We start from the raw sequence: 4720 nt of genomic DNA on the forward strand, positions 1-4720 counted from the left end.
TTTACATATACAGTCCCGGAAGGCAGTGTTGGTATTTTCTTCAGAGGTGGTTTTTATAACAAAGTTTATGAACCGGGAATACACAGTTTATTCTCATGGCCTATTACCAAAGGAATGAGGATAAATGTAAGGCCTCAGATAGATATTATTGAGAATATACCATGCGGTACTATGGACGGTCTCACAATTATATTCCCTAGAATTGCAGTTTATAATCAACTTCATAAAGACGAAGTGTTAAATATTGTCTCAAATTTTGGCGAAGAATATGATCATTATTTAATAACAGAGCCGACAATCCAGGCAGTAACAGAACTGTGCACGACCATGACGGCCCAAGAAATATATATTGACAAGTTTCCTGCTATAAATGATTTTTTGTTAAAACACTTAATTGAAGAGCAAGGGAAAAGTCATTCTAAATTAAAAGTAAACAAAGTAGTTGTTTCTAAACCAGTTCTACCAGAAAACATAAAAAGAAACTATGAAGTGATTGTAGAAGAGAAAAGCAAGCTCGTAGCTGTTTCACAAACTCAAGCCAGGAAACTAAAGGAAGCCGAAACCCAACAATTGGAACGATCAAAAAAGGCTGATACAGATAAAATGGTAGCTGCAATAGAGAATGAAAAAAAACTGGCTGAGGAAAAAAATAAAATGGAATTAGAAAAAATCCGAGTTGCTGTTAGAGTTCATCAATTACGTGAAGACGCCGAAGCAGAAGCGTTTATACTCAGGCAAAAGGGTGAAGCAGAAGCATATGTCATAAAAATAAGTGGTGAAGCCCGTGCCAATGCCACTCTGCAAGAGGCAATAGCCAATGAAAGACTCATTACACCCTTGTATGTTCAGCTCAAACAAACAGAGGCTTTTTGGAGAAACAACAACTCTAAGCTGATATATTTTGGTGAAAAAATCCCCAAATCTGTGTATCCGGGTTTTATCGATCCCAAGGATATAAAAAACCAGTAAAAAATATTTTTTGCCAGCAACTGCGTTAAATAACAGGGTTACAATGCAACTGCTGGCAAATAGGTCGTTATTTAAATTGTTCAGGAGAATCAATACCAAAGACTATCCGGAAGCGGCAACTGAAACTGGTCACCCAATACAGGTGGTTCAGGGGTTAAATTGTCTGAATGGCTGAAAGTGCTTTGCATTCCTTCCAAAAGCGACCCGAGCTCGTTCTCGTTGACTGTTATCATGCCCATTCCATGATTAGTGAACAAAGTGACCGTTTGATCGTCATTCAAAGCCAGCAAAATCCAGATACCAGAGTTAGGTTCTGGCAATTGATAGGACGAGGTTCCATCCGATATATAAAAGCGTCCCAGAAAGTTCCAGCGTCCTGCTTGCAGGAATCTTAAAATCCAATCCTGTGGTTGCAGAAACGTCATAGCCCAACCCTGCGGATTGAGATATTGACTAAGCCACTTCCACCGCCATGAACTTGTCATGTCAAGCACCGATGAAGGAATAACACAAGACTCAATATAAGGGTCAAATTTCACGTGCTCAGGAGCAAAAAGAGGGTGAATACGTCTCTCATCTCCCTTCCCATAATCCAGTAAGTAGACACTCAATCGTTTGACCAGACTATCATCCGCCTCCAGATGAGCCTGCTGTTGCCGCAGCAAGATATAATAGAGGTAAGCAAAAAAACGCCTCTCATTCCTCAGTTGCTTCCAGTCATAACTTGCCAGCTCGGCTTTTACTGAGATCGACAGCCAGCCAATTCTGATAAAGAAGGTTTTCTCAAGCTGATCTAAACCAATATCGGTGATCCCACTTGCCTCAATAAGGGAGAAAAAAATGGTGAGATCTTCAGGACTAAACAAGCTGGCAAACCCTTCACGGTTTCCTTCAGGAAGGTTTCTGTCAATCTGGCACTGCATGAATTCAGATCGTTCTCTGAACGTTTGTATTTCATTGCTCAGTCTCTCAGTCAGTGTGACTTGACTACCATCTAAACAGTCACTCGCAACGCTCAGTATATTCACTGCAGTTAGGGTCTGGTTGTCTGTTTCATCATTCAATAGCTCTAACAGCAACTCGCATAACCCATAGACACCCTGATTTGACCTGAGAGAGTTTGTTTCTCCACAATTAGGGCAAATGCCGCCCTCTGCACCTTGGTTTGAAAACTCTTTACAGTCAGGACAGGCGGCGTTCACTGTTAGCACAGACAGCCCCGCAGTCAGTAATATGAATACGATGAATAATCGCTGCATAGATATCTCTTGATAAGTCAGTTGCTGAAAGACAGTCACTCCCTTGTTTTGTCACTTAATACAGCAGGATAGTCAATGCGGATCAATCATGTCAGCATTATCGAGTCCGGTTAATTCATCAGAAGAGGTGTGAGAGGCCTGTGAACCCCGTGGTTTACGCTAAAACAGCCGTTGTCGAGACAGCTATTTTAAGAACCAGCACAGTGAATCAGAACTCATATGCTGGTTTCTGAACGTATTTACGAACTTTGGAGTTTCTGTGGACTGCAGACCTGATAAAGGCTTCATCATTTTTAAGTTCATCATCAGCGTACACAAAAGCACGAGGATACTGTTTAATCAAGTCCAGCAGATACTCACGATCATTCAATATACTTTTACTGGCATATGATAAGAGACCAACATTATCGGCAATCAGCATTTGGATAATGTGTTTATCGCCACGGATTCTTTCGCTTGCATCATTCAGAGCTGTTGGACACTTTGCGATAGCGGCCATTACCACCTCATCATGGTCCCGAAGTTCTGAGCTGGCATATTCCAGGTCGCCCGGATGTTCTTTAATGGTGAGTAATACAAGGTCTTTATCGTTTCGAACCCGTTGGCTGGCATAGGTCAGCCCATGTTTCAGCAGAACATTCCTGACCTTTTCCTGATTATCCGGAAGCGGCTGACCTGGTGAAACATAAAACTCCAGCTTGTAAGTGCTGGGTGGTTTGATAACAAAGTATTCATTTTTCAGGCGGTTATCAAAATACTCAAACAATGGAATAGCTTTTCGGGAACCAACGAGTAATAGGTGATATAAAATTTCCCTGCGGGTATCCTCACCGATCTCGCCACTCATTAACATTTCCTGAAGTTTGTCCTTCGATTCAGCTAACCGTTGGCTATGATCAATAAACTGTTGTTGGTGGCTGCTTAATAACTGGCACCAATCGGGCGTCATACAGAAAAATCTGTAATAAAACATTGAGAAAAGACAATGTTGAAAGGCAAATCTATCAGCTTCTGCCGCAGGATCGCTATTAAGACGTTGTGCAAGAAAGTTAAAGTTCCATTGACCTCCTTCAAAAATGGCTTCATTGTACCTCAAGTGAATCTCCATCTCATCAATAGCATCTAATACAGTGATCAGTTTCTTAAAGGCACCGTGCATGGACTGAGTGGTTGTCATTCGAGGGCATTCAACGATAATTTCTCCCGCCACGGCGTTGCAACTCAGCTTCATGCCATCAGCATTTTTATCCAGTTCAATCGCTTTTAGTAACTGCACCAGAAACCACATACGCTTCAGCCTGCCGGGTTGATCACTGCCATCAGGATTATAAAACTGGTCAGAGAATTTCAGCCGCAAGGTTCGTCCTTTTCCACCCTCAGCGTGTTCAAGCAGCTCGATAATGCCCACATGATTGCCAAACTCCAGATTAACAATCATGGCATCAACCATACTGACGACAGTGGCTTGAACTCCTAATTTTTCGATGGATTCTCTGCAGGACGGCGTCAAAAGAGGCGCTTTTTCACCCAAGGGAGTGCAATCAACATAAGTGACTTCCTGTTCCATAGATACCTTGCCCTGACCAGAAGCCAGAGTAACCGGTGCCAGCGCGTTTATGAAGCACTGATGCAGGGCAAAAATCAGGTCATGGACACTCAAAACCTGCCTGGCCTCAGAGTGATGGAGTGTTTGAAGATAGGATTGCAACTGATGGCAGGCTGCCACCCACTGACGAAAAGTTCCCGATGATAACCGGTCTTCTTCGCTGGATTGCAGAGAAGGGATGATCGTTTTTAACCCTGATTGAATGGTCTGTTTCAGCGTCTCGAACCGGTTGATTATTTGCTGTAACTCATCCAGCAATGGCTGAACCTCGGGTGAATCCTTGTCATCCGCCAGCAGCAAAAAGGCCCGGTAGCCGTCCAACAGGGCTTCGGCTCCATGAACCAGTCGGTTTATGTTGTCCCAAGATTCTGCCAGCAGCTTTGATCGCTGTGGCGACATACTTACTTTTATAGGGTTTGCCAGACCATCCAGCCCACCGCCGGGAGCAAAAAATGCCAACAGGCGGGCGTTTTGATCCGTTAGCCATTGAAAACCGCTGACAACATGACAGAATGTGCCTTCATCGGGGGTTAAATCATCCCGTGACGGGACGGCTTTTGCCAACGGGACATCAAAAACAGCAGTTGACAGGCTAATGTGACTGGCCAGTTTTTCGGTAAGGTCACCGGCAACTACGAAGGCTCCGGACTTACCATTAAAACGGCCGCAGGCCAGCGTCGCCTGCTGACCATCCTGAGCGGCCAGGGCCGCAAACTGCTCACCGCCCAGCAACAGTCTTTTTTGTTCCTGTCTCATGAGAATCGCTACATGATCATTGAAGCCACCTTCGGCAATGACAAAACCCCCTGCCCGCCTCAGGAACCCAGGCTCAAGCATCCATCCTTCGACGTGTCGGGCCAAAACAATGGCTCCGTCTGGCATAGAG

At 44.2% G+C, this 4720-nt stretch carries 3 protein-coding genes; 1 reads left to right on the top strand and 2 read right to left on the bottom strand.

The window, feature by feature from the left end; translation table 11 throughout:
• Window positions 1-969, top strand: a 969-nt coding sequence (locus tag KDK17_RS10220; RefSeq protein WP_257288011.1) for an SPFH domain-containing protein, incomplete at its 5' end; no start/stop codon positions are given.
• Window positions 970-1058: 89 nt separating this feature from the next.
• Here the strand turns inward: KDK17_RS10220 and KDK17_RS10225 are convergent.
• Together KDK17_RS10225 and KDK17_RS10230 are read right to left on the bottom strand one after the other, a co-directional pair.
• Window positions 1059-2228, bottom strand: coding sequence for a hypothetical protein (locus KDK17_RS10225; RefSeq protein ID WP_257288012.1), 1170 nt, complete (start codon window positions 2226-2228; stop codon window positions 1059-1061).
• Between the two features lie 208 nt (window positions 2229-2436).
• On the bottom strand, window positions 2437-4720 hold a 2284-nt coding region (locus KDK17_RS10230), incomplete at its 5' end, for a DUF4116 domain-containing protein (protein ID WP_257288013.1).

Origin of the sequence: Endozoicomonas sp. SESOKO2 (assembly GCF_024606245.1) — a bacterium.
Classification (GTDB): domain Bacteria; phylum Pseudomonadota; class Gammaproteobacteria; order Pseudomonadales; family Endozoicomonadaceae; genus Endozoicomonas_A.

Bases quoted from the DNA above. Each gene is read 5' to 3' on its own strand.
- KDK17_RS10225 (WP_257288012.1), bottom strand. From the start codon at position 2,228: ATGCAGCGATTATTCATCGTATTCATATTACTGACTGCGGGGCTGTCT.